At 65.5% G+C, this 12994-nt stretch carries 15 protein-coding genes; 7 read left to right on the top strand and 8 right to left on the bottom strand.

The window, feature by feature from the left end:
• Positions 1–251: 251 nt before the first annotated feature.
• The 4 genes from BRAS3809_RS06240 to BRAS3809_RS06225 all read right to left on the bottom strand — a co-directional run bounded on the left by BRAS3809_RS06240 (position 252) and on the right by BRAS3809_RS06225 (position 3822).
• Entirely contained in the window at positions 252–935 is a 684-nt protein-coding gene (locus BRAS3809_RS06240) for an acyl-homoserine-lactone synthase (protein ID WP_008961249.1), read from the bottom strand.
• An 82-nt stretch (positions 936–1017) separates the two neighbouring features.
• Entirely contained in the window at positions 1018–1752 is a 735-nt protein-coding gene (locus tag BRAS3809_RS06235) for a helix-turn-helix transcriptional regulator (RefSeq protein ID WP_035655515.1), read from the bottom strand.
• A 160-nt stretch (positions 1753–1912) separates the two neighbouring features.
• Positions 1913–2710 (bottom strand): enoyl-CoA hydratase/isomerase family protein, encoded by a 798-nt coding sequence (locus BRAS3809_RS06230; protein ID WP_008961247.1) that lies wholly within the window; start codon positions 2708–2710, stop codon positions 1913–1915.
• Positions 2707–3822: a cyclic nucleotide-gated ion channel gene (locus BRAS3809_RS06225; protein WP_008961246.1), complete on the bottom strand. Its 1116-nt coding sequence runs from the start codon at positions 3820–3822 to the stop codon at positions 2707–2709. The genes BRAS3809_RS06230 and BRAS3809_RS06225 overlap by 4 nt, the downstream gene beginning before the upstream one ends.
• A 281-nt stretch (positions 3823–4103) precedes the next feature.
• Between BRAS3809_RS06225 and BRAS3809_RS06220 the strand changes: the two genes are divergently transcribed.
• The 4 genes from BRAS3809_RS06220 to BRAS3809_RS06205 all read left to right on the top strand — a co-directional run bounded on the left by BRAS3809_RS06220 (position 4104) and on the right by BRAS3809_RS06205 (position 6842).
• A complete protein-coding gene (locus tag BRAS3809_RS06220) occupies positions 4104–4772 on the top strand; it encodes a Crp/Fnr family transcriptional regulator (RefSeq protein ID WP_008961245.1) in 669 nt (222 codons plus the stop codon).
• Between the two features lie 20 nt (positions 4773–4792).
• Complete coding sequence (locus BRAS3809_RS06215) at positions 4793–5674, top strand: DUF6537 domain-containing protein (protein WP_008961244.1); 882 nt, start codon at positions 4793–4795, stop codon at positions 5672–5674.
• 303 nt (positions 5675–5977) lie between these two features.
• On the top strand, positions 5978–6328 hold the full coding sequence (locus BRAS3809_RS06210; RefSeq protein ID WP_008961243.1) for a DUF3307 domain-containing protein: 351 nt from the start codon (positions 5978–5980) through the stop codon (positions 6326–6328).
• 121 nt (positions 6329–6449) lie between these two features.
• Complete coding sequence (locus tag BRAS3809_RS06205; RefSeq protein WP_008961242.1) at positions 6450–6842, top strand: hypothetical protein; 393 nt, start codon at positions 6450–6452, stop codon at positions 6840–6842.
• A 9-nt stretch (positions 6843–6851) separates the two neighbouring features.
• Here BRAS3809_RS06205 and BRAS3809_RS06200 read toward each other — a convergent pair whose 3' ends face one another.
• The gene (locus BRAS3809_RS06200) at positions 6852–7172 is read right to left on the bottom strand and encodes a YkgJ family cysteine cluster protein (RefSeq protein ID WP_008961241.1); all 321 of its coding nucleotides are present in this window, start codon (positions 7170–7172) and stop codon (positions 6852–6854) included.
• Complete coding sequence (locus tag BRAS3809_RS06195; RefSeq protein ID WP_008961240.1) at positions 7165–7863, bottom strand: helix-turn-helix transcriptional regulator; 699 nt, start codon at positions 7861–7863, stop codon at positions 7165–7167. Before BRAS3809_RS06195 ends, BRAS3809_RS06200 begins: the two co-directional genes overlap by 8 nt.
• A 218-nt stretch (positions 7864–8081) precedes the next feature.
• Between BRAS3809_RS06195 and BRAS3809_RS06190 the strand changes: the two genes are divergently transcribed.
• The gene (locus BRAS3809_RS06190; RefSeq protein WP_008961239.1) at positions 8082–8810 is read left to right on the top strand and encodes a glutathione S-transferase family protein; all 729 of its coding nucleotides are present in this window, start codon (positions 8082–8084) and stop codon (positions 8808–8810) included.
• Positions 8811–8994: 184 nt separating this feature from the next.
• Here BRAS3809_RS06190 and BRAS3809_RS06185 read toward each other — a convergent pair whose 3' ends face one another.
• Positions 8995–9627 (bottom strand): pyridoxamine 5'-phosphate oxidase family protein, encoded by a 633-nt coding sequence (locus BRAS3809_RS06185; protein ID WP_008961238.1) that lies wholly within the window; start codon positions 9625–9627, stop codon positions 8995–8997.
• A 120-nt stretch (positions 9628–9747) separates the two neighbouring features.
• Here BRAS3809_RS06185 and BRAS3809_RS06180 point away from each other — a divergent pair, with 120 nt between their 5' ends.
• The gene (locus BRAS3809_RS06180; RefSeq protein WP_008961237.1) at positions 9748–10632 is read left to right on the top strand and encodes a LysR family transcriptional regulator; all 885 of its coding nucleotides are present in this window, start codon (positions 9748–9750) and stop codon (positions 10630–10632) included.
• Positions 10633–10965: 333 nt separating this feature from the next.
• Here BRAS3809_RS06180 and BRAS3809_RS06175 read toward each other — a convergent pair whose 3' ends face one another.
• On the bottom strand, positions 10966–11382 hold the full coding sequence (locus BRAS3809_RS06175; protein WP_008961236.1) for a PaaI family thioesterase: 417 nt from the start codon (positions 11380–11382) through the stop codon (positions 10966–10968).
• A gap of 409 nt (positions 11383–11791) precedes the next feature.
• On the opposite strand from BRAS3809_RS06175, the gene BRAS3809_RS06170 reads away from it, so the two are divergent.
• Positions 11792–12808 (top strand): TRAP transporter substrate-binding protein, encoded by a 1017-nt coding sequence (locus BRAS3809_RS06170; protein ID WP_008961234.1) that lies wholly within the window; start codon positions 11792–11794, stop codon positions 12806–12808.
• The last annotated feature ends 186 nt before the right edge of the window (positions 12809–12994 follow it).

The raw sequence follows: 12994 nt of genomic DNA, 5'->3' as shown, positions 1-12994 counted from the left end.
ATGATATTGACAAAATCCTCTCCAACATTTTGAGTTGCATAGCCCGAGCGTCTACGATGCAGAATTGCAGACGCTCGATGATCTTCTCGAGTGAAGGTTCAGTCACGGCTCAAAACCTGAAGTGTCAGCGATGGATTCCATGAACACCCCGTCCAGCCTGTTCGCCCTCGAGGTGGATGAGGCGACGCTGCTTGGTCACCGCCTCCTGAAGGCCTTCCATCGACTGCGGGTGGCGCGGCACCGGGAACAGCTCATTGCGCTGGCTGAACGGCTGGCGGAAGATGAAGAAAGATATCCGGCAGGGCCTGGCGGCTGACCTCCTCGAGTCCCTGCCATGTGAGCGTCGGCCGCGTCAGGCCGATCTGCTTGCACAACGACTTCCAGGTCGTCTCGTTGCAGTCGACCAGCACGGCCAGCACTGACATTCCGTCCATCATGTGAGGAACGCCGAGCGGCCTTGCCTTCCAGCCGCATTTTTCGAAGCGTGGCAGCCACCAGCTTTCCAGCACGATCGAGAAGCCGGTGAGGCCGATCGAGATGCCGTACTCCATGATGGCGGTGAGCAGCAGCATGTCGATACGCGGGCCGGCATGCTCGCCCCGCCGCTCCGGGATCACGAAGATCCGTGACAGCTCGTACACGTCCGCCCGCTGCACGGGTCCGCGCAGATTGAGATAGGGGAAGATGTCGCTCATCAGCGTCGGCAGCAGCGTGGGGACCGCGCGCATCGAGCCGATCAGCCGGCCGTTCTCGATGCAGAACAGATAGACGGCGTCCTCGGTGTCGAACTGATCGATCTCGCGCCCGTCCGGACGATCGAGATCCATCCACTTGCGCTGCTTGACGTAGATCTCGTGACGCAGCCGATAATATGGATCGAAATATTTTTCGTAGAGCGCGCGATTATCTTTTCGAACGACATGAATCTCAGGCATCGAAACCCCCGGTCGTCTGAATCAACTTGGGGTTTGAAATCTGCCGAAGTGCTCGAAATGATCCAGTGGGAGAAAAGCCAGATCAGATCGAGATCTCGCCGTTGACAAGAGCGGTCGCAACCGTCGCCGTCTTGTTCTTGGTCGCGAGCTTGCGCTGCGCCTCCTCGAGGTGCCAGCGAACGTTGCGTTCGGAGACGCCGAGAATGCGCGCCGTCTCCCACGCCGTCTTGCCGCGTGCCGCCCAGCTCAGCACCTCGGCCTCGATCCGCGACAGGCGGCGGCCCTGGTTGCCGGCGGTCGCGCGGGCCAGCGCGCGCAGCCGCGAATGCGTGAAGATGCTGATCAGGTGCAGCGCGCCTCGCGCGTCGGGCGCGAGGTTGGGGTCCTCGCCCGCGATGCTCACGGCGCCGACCGCGTCGTCGTAGTGGATCGGCACGCAGAAGCCTTCGTTCAATCGGAAATCACGCGCCCGCGTCATCACCTGATGCGCGCCCGGCTCGTCCTCGCGGTCGTAGGGCGCTTCGGACCAGGCGAACGGATTGAGCGTCGATACGCAGTGCCGCGGGATCGGGTCCCAGCGGTGAAACTCCTCCCGCGCATACATGCTGAACCATTCGCGCGGCCAGCCATTGGCCAGCAGGGTCTGCTGCAGCGATTGTCCCGGCGCCGGCACGCCCGCCATGATGTAGGCATGGAAGCCCAGATCGCCGATCATCTTCTCGAATTGGGAAAGCACGTTGGCGCTGGTCTCCGACGCTTCGATCGCGTCGACGTAGTCCAGAGCCCGCCGTCCCCAATACGCGTCTATCACTTGCATGTGAAAGTCTCCGCCCAAGGCCAAGCTAGCTACGGACAAAAGGCTGTCAACCGCAAATTGGAGATTTAGGTCGATAGTTCGTTGAACGTGTGGCGGCACACCGGCTGGATACAGCGGGGGGATGCATGCAATCCTGATCAGGAGGATGCGCGCATTGCCCTCAAAATCGCGGGGCTCTTTTCTCTGCAAACGATTTCATGCCTTCGCGGATCTCCGATCCGCTCAGACTGTCCTGATGTCTGCGGCGAGCCGCCGCATCGTCGAGCGCGCCGCGCGCGAATTCGTTGATGGCGCGCTTCATGCCGCGCATCGCGGCCGGGGCATTGCCGGCCAGCAGCGCAGCCAGTCGTTCGACCTCGGCGTCGAGCGCATCGGCCGCCACCATGCTGGTGAGGTAACCGATGCGCAGCATCTCGGCTGCCCCGATCTTCTCGGCGGTCAGGAACAGGCGCTTGGCATGATCGACACCGAGCCGGGAGACGTAGCGCTTGATGCCGTTGGGGTAGTAGTGGAGGCCGAGTCGTGCGGCCGGCATGAACATCTCGGCGGTGTCGACTCCGATGCGGAAATCACAGGCCAGCGCCAGATCGGTGGAGCCGCCATACACCCCGCCATTGATCCGGCAGATCGTCGGCAAGGCGAGATCCTCGAGCCGGTCGACGACCGCTTCGAAGGACGGGCCGGCGCCGCCGGCCGGGCTGGTCTCGGGACCGCCGCCGATCGCGCCCAGATCGTAGCCGGCGCTGAAGGCGCGCCCGGTTCCGGTCAGGATCAGCACGCGGAGCCCGGCGTCGGCTTCGATGCGGTCGAACAGGGCGAGCAGCGCGCCGAGATCCTCCGGCTGCAGGCGGTTGAGGTGGCGGGGACGATTGAGCCGGATGGTGGCGCGCGGGCCCTCGATCGTCAGCACCGGCGTGCTCGGCGTGTCACCGGTGTGGCTGTGTCGTTCGTCCGTCATGTCTTGTTCTCCAAGGCGCGGCGCCGGGCTTCGGCATCGATGCTCTGCACCAGATCGGGGTGACGTGCCATCAGCACGCGAAAGTCGACGAGGTCGAGCACCAGGAGCTTGGACAATTTCGTCGTACTGATGTTCGCGGAGCGCAGGTTGTTGCCGAGCAGCGCCATCTCGCCGAAGAACGCGCCTTCGCCGAGCCGGACCTTCTTGCCGGGAAGATCGACCTCGACCTCGCCCGCGGCGATGAAATACATGCAATCGCCCGGCGTTCCCTTGCGGATGACGGTGGTGCGCGGCGGCAGGTCGATCGTCCGCAGCATCTGGGTGACGTCGGCGATGGTCGAGGGGCCGAGGCTGGCGAAGAACGGCACCCGGCTGACCGATTCCCAGGTCTTGAGGAAATTGTCGCGCCGCGTCTCCGCGGCGAAGCCGGTCGCCAGGATGCCGGTCCACAGGCCGAACACGCCGAGGCCGGAGATCATCACGCCGGCGGCGACGATCCGGCCCAACGGGGTGATCGGCACCACGTCGCCGTAGCCGGTCGTGGTGAGGGTGACGACAGCCCACCACAGCGCCGACGGGATGTTGCCGAACGTGGCCGGCTGTTCATCGTGCTCGAGCGCGTACTCGGCCACCGATCCGAGAAACAGCACCAGAAGGAACAGCACCAGCACCGACAGCAGCGGCCGCGCCTCGACCACCAGCACCCGGCGCAGCTGGCGCAGGCCGGGCACGCCGGGAATGACCTTGAGCACCCAGGTGACGGCGAGCAGCCAGGCGGCGCGCGGCTCGATGCCCGCGATCAGCGCGGCCGGCACCGCGAAGGCCGAGGCGCTGTCCAGCAGGCCCCGGCCCGACATGAGATAGGCGCCCAAGCGCTGCATGCGCGCCGCGTGCTGAACCCGGATCGCCCATTCCATGACGAAGTAGGCAAGGCAGCCCCATAACAGGGCGACGATCCAGCGCTGTGCGGCCCCGACGGCCGCATCGACCGTCGACAGCACCAGGGCGCTGATGCCGAGGACCACCGCCGCGTAGGCCGCTCGGGTCATGTCACGTCCGGTGGTTGCCGCGACAAACGCCGCCAGGGCAGGAGAGTGCAGCGGTTTGGCCATGGTACGTAGGCGCCTGTCGATCCTCTGTTCCGGACACGGCAAAGTGCCCCGAGCAGGCAAGCTCCGTCAACGACACCGGCCGCAGGGCCGTGTGGCGTCAACAGGCGGACCAGCACCGCATCTGATGCGGCGGGGAATTTTCCCTCCCCGGCTCGAATACTGGTTCATTCGTCGTCTGTTCGCCGTATATCCAAAGCCGGCACGGACACGCTAAAATTAGCCACACAGGGGCCGGAATCAGTGTCCGCTCACCTCATGTCGCAGAAGTCTGGTTGATCCCGATGGATACCTCACACCTGGTCGAACACGCAGGCGCCGCAGGCAGCCTCTTCGCATCGATCTTCGTGGTCGCCACGCTGTCGATGCGGACGATGATTCCGCTGCGGGTGTTCGCCATTCTCACCAATATCGTCCTGATCGCCACTGCGGTTCCGATGCACAATTATCCGGTCCTGGTGCTGCATGGCGTGCTGCTGCCCCTCAACAGCTACCGCCTGCATCAGATGCTGCAGCTGGTCCGCGACGTGAAGCAGTCGGTCAACAGCGACCTGTCCATGGAATGGCTGAAGCCGTTCATGACCGAACGCAAATGCGGTCCGGGCGAGGTCCTGTTCTACAAGGACGAGAAGGCCGACAGCATGTATTACATCGTCAGCGGCCGTTTCCGGCTGGTCGAATCCGGCATCGAGCTGCCGGTCGGCGCCATCGTCGGGGAGTTCGGCATGATCTCGCCGTCCAACACGCGCACACAGACGCTGGAATGCGTCGAGGGCGGGCTGATCCTGTCGGTGTCCTATGACCAGGTCGAGCAGCTCTACGTCCAGAACCCGGCCTTCGCCTTCTACTTCCTGCGCCTCGCCAGCGCCCGGCTGTTCCAGAACATCGAAACGCTCGAGCGGCGGCTGGCCCAGCAGACCGCGGCCGCGGCGCCCGTGGCCAAGTCGGCGTGACCTGAAGGGCTCGATGCACCGTGGAAAGTGTCCGGTCTTCGCTGCGCTATCTGTTCGCCGACCTCATCGGCGATCATGACGGCGAGCCGCCTTTTCTTCCCGACGGTCTGCCCGAGGCGGCGACCCCGGCCGTCAGCGAGGGCATCCATCTCCTGATGGAGTACCAGGGCGCCAGCTATGCCCGGCTCTACGTCGACCGCATCAAGCGGTTCGTTCGTCGATCGAACGTCGACGCCGCCATGCTCGCCGAGATCGCCCGGCTGCTGGCCGCCCGCATGGCCTATGAGGATCTGATCCGGATTGCGCAGCTGAGGCTGATCAGCCTGCAGAGCGGACGCAGGCCAGGCGGCCGCGAGACCTACGACGTCAGGCGGTTCCGGCTCGACGAACTGCTCGGTGCGCTGCCGCAAGCGGTCGCCGACTCCATGATGACCGGCTTCGAGCAGATCGGCTGGCTCGGCCGCCGCCGCATCAAGGTCCGCTTCTCCATCCGCTCACGGTTTGCGGTTCGCCGCCTCAAGTTGATCGCCGGGCTGCGGCGCTGGCGGCTGCAGTCGGTGCGCTATGGCGAGGAGCGCGCCTGGGCCGAGCGCTGGCTGCACATGATCGCGCGCGCGCTGGACAAACAGCCGGCGGCGGCGCACGCGGTGATCGAGACCGCGACCATGATCCAGGGGCAGGGGGACGCCTACCGCCAGGGTCTTTCGGATTGGCACGCCATCATCGACGGCCTGGCCAAGCCGACCTTCGACGGCGCGTTGCCGCTCTCCGATCTCGCCGCGGCCATCGACGAGGCCCGCGCGGTGGCGCTGGCGGAGCCGGGGCAGGGGGCCTTGCAACGGACCATCGCGCAGATCCGCGCACGGGCCTTGGCGGCGCCCAGCAGCAACGCCGCGGAATGAGGGGCGTGGCCGCGATCGCGCTTCAGTGTCCTGCGGCGGCCTCCTCGTAGGTAACCTTACCCTTCTCGGAAGGTGTGGGAAGGGTAGCAGAGTGCGCTTTCGGGTTCCCTTTCGCGTGCAATTCGCCACCAGAGATGTCATAAGCGTCGTCGTATACGCGTCGAATTGGCCGGGTATTCTCATCAGATTGCGCTGAACGCCTCCAGTTCCCGGTGCGTCCAAGGGTTAGTCGTAGCGAGAGCGTCAGCTTTGTCTTTTCCCGCTTTGTCGTCGCAGGTTCCGGTTGGTGCGCTGGTCGGCTGGATGCTGCTGCTCACCTTCAAGCACATCATCGGCGACTTCGTGCTGCAGAATGCCTGGATGGCGCATGGCAAGGATCAGCGGAAGGGCTGGGCGTTGCCGCTCCTGGTGCATTGCCTGATCCACCTCGCGGTGGCGATGGTGCTGATCCTGATCGTCGCGCCGAAATTCTGGTTCGTTGCCGTGATCGACTTCGCCATTCACATCACGATCGATCGGATCAAGGGCCTCTGTTCGTCCCGGCTCGGCATGACGCTGGAGCATCCCTGGTTCTGGACGCTGATCGGTGTCGACCAGGCGCTGCATCATCTGACCGGGTTCGGCCTCTCCATCTTCATGGCGGCCAACGGCTGACACGCCGTCCGAGCCGGCGGGGCCTCAGCGGGCTGTCGCAAGCCCTCCGCCCGCACGTCAACATGGTTAACCCCGCGTTAGCGATTCGCGCTGCATTCTTGCATGCAAGAGGATCAGCCCGATGCTTCCACGCAGTAGTGCCTTCGACAGCGACGCCTGCCCCGTCGGAGACGACCTCCTCGGTGCGCTCTATCGCGCCGATGAGAATGGCCTGCCGGCGCTGGTCGAGAGCGTGTCGGCGGATGTCCGGGCCATGCTGGCGCTGTTCTGCTACCGCCGCACCCACCTGCATTCCCTGGCGCTGGCGATCGCCTCCACCTGCACCGAGCATGATCTGCTGCAGTTCGGCGGGCGGGTCGGCACCGCGCTCTATGCGCAGTCCCGCAGCAGCAGGACTGGGCGGTCGAGCCCGCTGTCAAGCAAGAAGACGATCTCGCTATCGACCAAGCCGTTGTCGGCTGTGGCGCCGCTGGATGACGATCTCGACGACGACCTCGCCCCCGTCACCGCCTGACCTTCGTTGTCAGCCGAGAGCGGGCAGCCCGAATTTGCGGCGCGCCATCGTGCACTCATCGTCGCCGGGCATGCAGGTGCGGCATACCTCGGGACGGATGGCGTAGATCCGGCAGGCGACGGCGCGCGCAATCTCGCCATCCAGCGCGCAGCAGCGGTCGTTCTCGCACCGCATCCCCGACAGCCGCTCATTGACCAGCTCGGCAGGAATCAGGTCGAGCGCTTCATCCTCCTCGATCGTGAAGCGCGGCCAGTTCGATGAGTAGGCGCAGCACGCGCCGCAGCTTTGACAGGGGCTCGCGTCAGTCCCGCTCGACACCGGCTCAGACATCTTTGGGAACCTCCCACACCAGGCTGCGCCGCCATTTGGCACGCAGCGCCTCGCGCCGTTCGGGATATTTGTCGTCGAGATAGGTCGCCTCGACGACGCGGTCGGTCCGGAAGCTGCGGAAGTCGCGGCGCAGCTCGCACCAGGCGGCGAGGATGCGCACCGCCTCGTGATAGCCGATCGCGATCGGCCAGATCACGCGCTCGCTGTCGCGGCCCTGCTCGTCGCGATAGCGCAATCTGATCTTGCGGCCCTCGTGGATCTGCGACCGCGTGCGCGACATGTCGATGCGGTCGGGCTCGCGCGCCCACGGCCGCGGCGCGCGGCTCGCCGGCTCCAGCACGAACGGCCTCAAGCGCTCCGGTACGGTGTCGGCGATCTTGGCCATCAGGTCCTCCGCCGCGCGGGCGAGCACCGGATCGGCATTGACCGCGACCCATTGCGCGCCGAGCACGGCGGCCTCGATCTCGTCCGGCGTCAGCATCAAGGGCGGCAGATCGAATCCCTTCTCGAGAATGTAGCCCATGCCGGCTTCGCCGCGGATCGGCACGCGCTGCCCGATCAGGGTGGCGATGTCGCGATAGATCGTGCGCTTGGACGTCTCGAGCTCGGCCGCGATGGCATCGGCCGTCAGCGGCCGCCGCGTCCGCCTCAGCACCTGGATGATCTGGAACAGCCGGTCGGCGCGTCTCATGATGTGTCCCCGCGGAAGCGATCACCCCGCCGCTGCTGACACGATGCTGGCAGCAGCCCGTCCTTATACCGGGCCAACAACGAGAATGAAGGGGTGATGTCGATGATGATGCTTTATGGCCTGGACCTGGCCACCACGCTATTGCCGCTGCTGACAGCATGGTGGCAGCAGCACGTTCGTAGCGTTCGCCGTCTGCTCAGGAAGTCGGGAGTGCTGTCATGATCACGTTGTTCGGTCTGGGCGCGGGTTTCGGCCTGCCGGAGATCAGCCCCTTCGTCACCAAGACGGAGGTGCAGCTGAAGATGGCCGGCCTTGCCTATCGGAAGCAGCGGGCGATGCCGCCGGCGTCGCCCAAAGGGCAACTGCCCTTCATCGATGATGGCGGCGAGCTGATCGCCGATTCGACCTTCATCCGCGCCCATATCGAACGCAAATACGGCTTCGACTTCGATGCCGGCCTCGACGTCAGGGCGCGGGCGCAGGCCTGGGCGTTCGAGCGCATGATCGAGCATCATCTGTATTTCGCCCTCGTCGGCGCGCGCTGGGTCGATCCGGTCAATTTCGCCAAGGGCCCGGCGCATTTCTTCGACGGCGCGCCGGCGGAGAAGCGCGAGAAGCTGCGCGAGGACGCGCAGTTCCGCGTTGCCGAGAACTACCTGATCTCCGGCCTCGGCCGCCACGCGCCGGACGAGGACATCGACCTCGCCGCGCGTTCGCTGCGCGCGCTGTCGGTGCAGCTCGGCGAGCGCCCCTATCTGATGGGCGAGCGTCCCTGCGGCACCGACGCCACCGCCTTCGCCGTGATCGCCGGCATCCTCACGCCGTTCTTCGACTCCGAGCTGCGCCGGCGGACCGAGAGCTTCGGCAATCTGGTGGCCTATGCCGACCGCATGATGGCCACGTACTTTCCGGAGTTCGAGTGGGGCAGGGCGGCCGAGGCGGCGTAGATCTCTTCGCCGAAACACCCGTCATTCCGGGGCGAGGCCGCAGGCCTCGAACCCGGAATCTCGAGGTTGTGTTGCGTTCCAGCCATCTCGAGAGTCCGGGTTCAACCGCCCGTGCGCTGTTGCGCACGGACGATTGCCCCGGCATGACGGGCAAGCCAAGGCCGCGGCCTTCACGACGGAGGACTTACAAGGAGCTCGCTTCCTCCCCCTTCAACCGCGCCAGCTCCGCCTCGAGCTCCGCGATCCGGGTATCCCGCACCGCCAGTGCCTCCGCGACGTCGCCGGCATCGAACTTCTGTGGAATGTGTTGCGGGCAGTTGGTGTCCCACGCGGTGATCGTGAACAGGATCACCTGCTCGGGCCGCGCCCTGTAGCCGCTGGGCATCAGCGAGGCCGTCAGCGCGGCGTCGTCCTCCACCACCCGCGCCGTGCCCCAGATCTTCACGCGGCGCCGATGCGCGTAGTCCATCACGAAGATGTAGGCGTGCGGGTTCTCCGACAGGTTGCCCTGGGTGATGTATTGCCTGTTGCCACTGTAGTCGGCGAACGCCAGCGTGTGGCTGTCGAGCACCTTGAGAAAGCCCTTCGGTCCGCCGCGGTGCTGGATATAGGGCTGGCCGTCCGCGGAGGCGGTGGCGATATAGAAGCTGGTGGCCTCGGCGAGGCGGCCGGCGAGATCGGCGTCGACGGCGTGGCGAAAGCCGCGCGTCTCCTCCACATGCGCATAGCTCTCGCGTGATCCCTTGCGCGCCTGGATCGCTTTCGCCGCGGGCGAGAACATGACGTCGCCGGGGGCTCGGATATCTGTCTGGGCCATCGCAATGACTCCCTGTCGCTGCGGCAGTGACTGCCGCCGTGCCGTGAATATGGCCCCGATCGCCCGCGGAAATAATCAGGCCCGTTGACACTGGATCGTTGCAGATGCTGCAATGATCGCATGGACCGGATCGACGCCATGCAGGCCTTCGTCACCGTCGCCGAGCTGAACGGCTTCGCCCCGGCTGCGCGGCGGCTCAAGCTGTCGCCGTCCGCGGTGACGCGGCTGGTCGCCGGGCTCGAGGAGCATCTGGGCGTCCGCCTGTTGCAGCGCACGACCCGCTCGGTGACACTGACCGATGCCGGCCGGCGTTACCTCGAACGGACCAGGCGCATCCTGACCGATCTGGAGGAGGCGGAGCTCGCCGCCGCGAGCGAGCGGCTGCAGCCGATCGGGCGGCTGGTGGTCTCGGCGCCGGTCGGCTTCGGCCGGCTGCATGTCGGCCCGGTCATGGCCGCCTATCTCGGCCGCTATGCCGAGGTCGCGGCCGAGCTGCGCCTGGAGGACCGCCAAATCAACCTGGTCGAGGACGGCGTCGACTGTGCCGTTCGCATCGGCCATCTCGATGATTCCTCGCTCGTGGCCCGCCAGGTCGGCAGTATGCGACGGATCGTGGTCGGCGCGCCGGCCTACTTCAAGACCCATGGCGAGCCGCGCACGCCGGAGGCGCTGGCCAAGCACCAGAGCATCCAGTTCGGCCCGAACGACCAATGGCGCTTCGTCAAGGACGGCAGGGATCTGCCCATCACTGTCCGCCCGCGCCTCGTTACCAACAACGCCGACGCCGCGATTCAATATGCCGAGGCGGGCGGCGGGGTCACACGGGTGATGGCCTACCAGGCCGCGGAGATGCTGCGCAGTGGACGTCTCAAGCGGGTGCTGACCAGATACGAGCCGCCGCCGGTCCCCATTCACATCGTGTTTCCCAGCTCGCGGCTGCTCTCGGCCAAGGTGCGCGCCTTCGTCGACCTGGTCATCGAAACCTGCAACTGGCGTTTTGGCTGAAATGGAGACGTCGCCGCACTCCGTCATTCCGGGGTTATCGCCTATCGCGCTTCTCTTCGTGCTGAGCGCGCCTGTTTCCTCGCCGTCATGGCCGGGACAAGCAAGGGCATGACGGAGCCTACCCGTCGGAACGCGTTTCTGCCGAGATGGCCCATGACTTCATAGGACAATAGGCCCGTCATTCCGGGGCAAGGCCGCAGGCCTTGAACCCGGAATCCCGAGATTGTCTTGCGTTCGTTCTTCATCACATCGAGATTCCCGGTTCAATCGGCAACGCGCAGATGCGCGTTACCGATTGCCCCGGAATGACCAGGGGGTGGACCCCAGCATGCGTCACGCCGTCATCTTCGGCACCACGCGGAACGTCGCATTCGCCCGCGCGATCACGGCGTCGTCGGCGAGCACCAGGCTCTGCACGAAGCACACCGTGCGCCCGCTCCTGATGACGTCGCTCTCGACGCTGAGCCACTGTCCGATGCCGGCGCTGCCGATGTAGTCGACCGACAGGTTGATCGTGACCAGCGACGCCTCCCCGCCCAGCGCCTGGGCGCAGCTGTAGCCCATCGCATTGTCGGCCAGCGACGCGATCAGGCCGCCATGGATCAGCCCGCGCGAATTGGTGTGCGGCACGGCGAGCCGCAGGCCCAGGACGACGGCCTTGTCCGTCCTCTTGGCGAAGAGCGGCTCCCAGGGATCGGTGAACGGGCTCTTGCGGACATGCGGTTCGAATCCGGCGGGGATGCTGCTCATGTGCGTCTCGGTCGTTGCTGGCGGAGCTTGGCAGTCAACGACGTCCGCGCGCGTTTTGCACCGCCTACAAAGTTTCAAACGTCATTTGCGCGGGTGTTTCAAACGATGCGCGCCGGCACCGGGACCCGATCGCATATGATGTCGCAGGGCGTCGCTTCGGCCCTGCGGCATTTTCATGATGCGCCGACCCGGCCGCGTAATTTCGGGTGCACGCGAGATCCTTAACGTGTTAATGAAATGGCCGTGCGCCTGCAAGGCTCTGCCGGACTTGCGCTGGCTGGCGCGACAGGCTCGGCTCGGCTCGGCACGTGCGGCGGCAGGTCTGCCGTCGCGCTTGCAATGATGGTTATATGCTATAACAATGAAGCAAAGGGCCCTCGAAGGCCCGCGATGGAAGGAGACGAACCCGATGAGGAAGACGCTTCTGGCGCTGGCGCTGGCTGCCGGTGTCACTCCCGCGCTCGCGCAGGACAAGACGTTCGAATTGAAGATCTCGCACTGGGTGCCGGCCAGCCATCCGCTGCAGAAGGCGCTGGAGGATTGGGCCGCATCGGTCGAGAAGGCCTCCGGCGGCACGATCAAGGGCAAGGTGTTTCCGGCGCAGCAGCTCGGCAAGGCGTTCGACCATTACGACATGGCGCGCGACGGCATCGCCGACGTCACCTACGTCAATCCCGGCTATCAGCCCGGCCGTTTTCCGATCATCGGCGCCGGCGAGCTGCCGTTCCTGGTCTCCGACGCCAAGGGCGGCTCGGAAGGTCTCGACGCGTGGTACCGCAAATATGCCGAGAAGGAGATGAAGGACGTCAAATATTGCCTCGCCTTCGTCCATACGCCGTCGTCGCTGCATACCCGGACCAAGAAGGTGACGATGCCCGAAGATCTCAAGGGCATGAAGATTCGCCCGGCGGATGCGACCATCGCCAATTTCGTCACCCTGCTCGGCGGCACCAACGTGCAGTCGTCGGCGCCTGAGGTGCGCGACATCATCGAGCGCGGCGTCGCCGACGGCGTGTTCTTCCCGGCCGGCTCGCTGGTGCTGTTCGGCGTCGACAAGGTCACCAAGTTCCACATCGACGCGCCGATGTATGTGACGACCTTCGTGTTCGTCATGAACAAGGACAAGTACAACCAGATGTCGGCGATGCAGAAGAAGGCGATCGACGACAATTGCAACACGGAAGCCGCCGGCAGGGTCGGCGAGCCCTGGGGCAAGTTCGAGGACGCCGGCGTCGACAAGATCAAGGCGGAAGCCGGCCAGGAGGTCTACAAGCTGACGCCGGAGCAGACCGCGGCCTGGAAGAAGGCCTCCGAGCCGCTGTTCAAGACCTGGGCCGACGGCGTCAAGAAGACCGGCATCGACGCCGACGCCGCCATGACCGAACTGAAGGCCTCGCTCGCCAAGTACAACGCGCTGGCGCAGTAGAGCCTTCCAATAGCCAAACTGTTGCGCGGCGGACGGTGCGCTCCCTCTCCCCGTTCTTCACGGGGAGAGGGTCGGGGTGAGGGGCAGCGGCACGGGCAGTGCTCGCGGCCGGACCTGTCCCCCACCATCAGCGTGTTGCCGGGCGGCTGCCCCTCACCCCAACCCTCTCCCCGCCCGAGCGAAGCT

This window comes from Bradyrhizobium sp. STM 3809, from assembly GCF_000239795.1.
Classification (GTDB): Bacteria; Pseudomonadota; Alphaproteobacteria; order Rhizobiales; family Xanthobacteraceae; genus Bradyrhizobium.
Note: the sequence above shows the minus strand (reverse complement) of the source record. Positions and strands in the feature narration are given on the sequence as shown.

What these genes read in the sequence shown, in the direction of transcription:
- BRAS3809_RS06220 (WP_008961245.1), top strand. Translation starts at nt 4,104, where the DNA reads ATGGATACCTCACACCTGGTCGAACACGCAGGCGCCGCAGGCAGCCTC.
- BRAS3809_RS06205 (WP_008961242.1), top strand. Translation starts at nt 6,450, where the DNA reads ATGCTTCCACGCAGTAGTGCCTTCGACAGCGACGCCTGCCCCGTCGGA.
- BRAS3809_RS06170 (WP_008961234.1), top strand. Translation starts at nt 11,792, where the DNA reads ATGAGGAAGACGCTTCTGGCGCTGGCGCTGGCTGCCGGTGTCACTCCC.
- BRAS3809_RS06210 (WP_008961243.1), top strand. Translation starts at nt 5,978, where the DNA reads ATGCTGCTGCTCACCTTCAAGCACATCATCGGCGACTTCGTGCTGCAG.
- BRAS3809_RS06190 (WP_008961239.1), top strand. Translation starts at nt 8,082, where the DNA reads ATGATCACGTTGTTCGGTCTGGGCGCGGGTTTCGGCCTGCCGGAGATC.
- BRAS3809_RS06235 (WP_035655515.1), bottom strand. Translation starts at nt 1,752, where the DNA reads ATGCAAGTGATAGACGCGTATTGGGGACGGCGGGCTCTGGACTACGTC.
- BRAS3809_RS06240 (WP_008961249.1), bottom strand. Translation starts at nt 935, where the DNA reads ATGCCTGAGATTCATGTCGTTCGAAAAGATAATCGCGCGCTCTACGAA.
- BRAS3809_RS06230 (WP_008961247.1), bottom strand. Translation starts at nt 2,710, where the DNA reads ATGACGGACGAACGACACAGCCACACCGGTGACACGCCGAGCACGCCG.
- BRAS3809_RS06180 (WP_008961237.1), top strand. Translation starts at nt 9,748, where the DNA reads ATGGACCGGATCGACGCCATGCAGGCCTTCGTCACCGTCGCCGAGCTG.
- BRAS3809_RS06175 (WP_008961236.1), bottom strand. Translation starts at nt 11,382, where the DNA reads ATGAGCAGCATCCCCGCCGGATTCGAACCGCATGTCCGCAAGAGCCCG.
- BRAS3809_RS06195 (WP_008961240.1), bottom strand. Translation starts at nt 7,863, where the DNA reads ATGAGACGCGCCGACCGGCTGTTCCAGATCATCCAGGTGCTGAGGCGG.
- BRAS3809_RS06225 (WP_008961246.1), bottom strand. Translation starts at nt 3,822, where the DNA reads ATGGCCAAACCGCTGCACTCTCCTGCCCTGGCGGCGTTTGTCGCGGCA.
- BRAS3809_RS06200 (WP_008961241.1), bottom strand. Translation starts at nt 7,172, where the DNA reads ATGTCTGAGCCGGTGTCGAGCGGGACTGACGCGAGCCCCTGTCAAAGC.
- BRAS3809_RS06185 (WP_008961238.1), bottom strand. Translation starts at nt 9,627, where the DNA reads ATGGCCCAGACAGATATCCGAGCCCCCGGCGACGTCATGTTCTCGCCC.